Raw genomic sequence first — 1934 nt, forward strand, 5'->3', positions numbered from 1 at the left:
AAGTACAAATCCAGTGCCTCGTCAATTTTCGCGTCGATCATGCCAAAATTGAGCATCAGATGCGCCATTGCTCGGTTGCGATGCCCGGTCGTTCGCTCTGACATGAACACGGACATATCAATAAATAGGTTGTGTCCAACGTAACGCTGAAACATATCCAGCATCCGGTTTAAGCGCTCAGTTGGTCCCACTCCTTTAATTAAACTGGTGGTAGCGATCGCTCCGGCATTTACCATTGGGTTATAGGGTCGCTTTGAGGATTCATCCAGCTTAATAATGGAGTTAAAAGCATCGCCAGTGGGTTCCACTCCCACCCTTTTTACAACGTAATCGCGCCCATGATCTTCCAGCGCCATTCCGTATACAAATGCCTTGGAAATCGACTGAAGGGTGAACAACTGTTCCCAATCGCCGATTTCATAAACTTGACCATCCACGGTGACAATGCATATCCCAAACCAATCCGGGTTTGCCTTGGCGAGTTCCGGGATATAGTTTGCCAATACACCTTCATGAATTGACTTGTACTTGAGGTGCAAGTCGTTGAGAAAGTCTTGCAGGATGGCACTTGCCATTGGTAATTGGTAATAAGGAATGGGTAATCGCTAATTGTTTCGGGTGACACTAGCGATTAGAAATTAACGTAAACTTGCCGCCGCCTGTTTGATGGGTTCAAGCAAATCTAAAGGTACCTGAAGCATATTCAGCGTACTGCGATCTGGAGTTTTGGGATCGGGACTGGGGCCATGATAATCGCTGCCGCCTGTCATCAGTAAGCCATATTCAGCACACAACTTTTTGAGATTTTGAATTTCTTTGGCGCTGTGGTTGGGATGATAAACCTCAACGCCCATTAACCCAGCAGCAACCAATTCTTTCAGCACTTCCGCAACATTACCGCCTCGGAACAGGTAGGGATGCGCCCACACAGGCACGGCACCGCAAGAACGTAACATGGCAATCCCTTCAACAATCGAGAATTTCTCGTAATGCACATAAGCCGGTTTATCATCACCCAGCAGACGATCGAAAGCTTCCCGCGATGACTGAAAATAACCGGCTTTCACGAGGGCAGTCGCAATATGAGGACGCCCCGGTGCCATGCCTTCACCTAATTCAGGTAACTGAATCGGGTAGCCTAATTCTGCCAGTTTAGCGACCATTTGTTGCGATCGCCGTTTCCGCCCTTCTAAGCGATCGCTTAAAGGTTCCCGCAGCTTCTGTTCATCCGGGTAAAAGCCCAAAATATGTAAGGAACAATTGTTGTGAACGGTGCTGAGTTCCAATCCGGGGACAATTTCCAGGTTATGCAGTTTGGCAGCAGCAAACGCCTCATCCCAGCCATTCATCGTATCGTGATCGGTGATAGCAAGGGCGCGGACTCCGGCACTCATCGCCGCGTTAACGAGTTCGCTGGGTGTGAGGGTGCCGTCTGAGTATGTGGTGTGGCAGTGTAGTTCTAGCATTCTTTAATTGTCGCTTGATTCACGCTCAGTAAGATTGTGGCGGACTAAACTCAATCGAAAGATGTCTTGGCAAAACTCTAGCGCTGTTTTCAAGTCGCTGGTTTGCTGCGGATACGCAACTTCTGGACGAGTAATAACCACTAAAGGAATGCCTAACTCTGCGGAAACTCTGCGCTTGATATCTTCTCCCCCAGCAGTTCCCGATGCTTTCGTAACCACCAGGGAAATGTCCCACTGACGCCAAAGTGCCGTTTCCAATTCAGTAGAGATGGGGGGGCGAATCGCAATCAGTTTATCGGGTGCAAACCCTGATTGTAAAGCTGCTTCCAGCGCTGTTACGGAAGGAAGAATTCGAGCAAATAAAGTAGACTTTTCTTGCCAAGGACGGAACCGGGACAAGCTTCGATAACCAATTGTCAGTAGCACCCGTTGCCCTTGTAGGTAGTCTCCAGATAAAAGCGTGTCGAA

3 protein-coding genes are annotated in these 1934 nt (G+C 48.6%); all 3 read right to left on the reverse strand.

Going from position 1 to position 1934, the window contains the following annotated elements; genetic code table 11:
• Positions 1 to 575: glutaminase (locus tag H6F50_RS08075; protein WP_190428205.1), on the reverse strand; the 575-nt coding region annotated here is incomplete at its 3' end.
• A gap of 63 nt (positions 576 to 638) precedes the next feature.
• Positions 639 to 1466, reverse strand: a complete 828-nt coding sequence (locus H6F50_RS08080; protein WP_190428206.1) for a PHP domain-containing protein — start codon at positions 1464 to 1466, stop codon at positions 639 to 641.
• Between the two features lie 3 nt (positions 1467 to 1469).
• Positions 1470 to 1934, reverse strand: a 465-nt coding sequence (locus tag H6F50_RS08085) for a precorrin-6A/cobalt-precorrin-6A reductase (RefSeq protein WP_190428209.1), incomplete at its 5' end; no start/stop codon positions are given.

Origin of the sequence: Coleofasciculus sp. FACHB-712 (genome assembly GCF_014695635.1) — a bacterium.
Taxonomy (GTDB): Bacteria; Cyanobacteriota; Cyanobacteriia; order Cyanobacteriales; family FACHB-T130; genus FACHB-T130.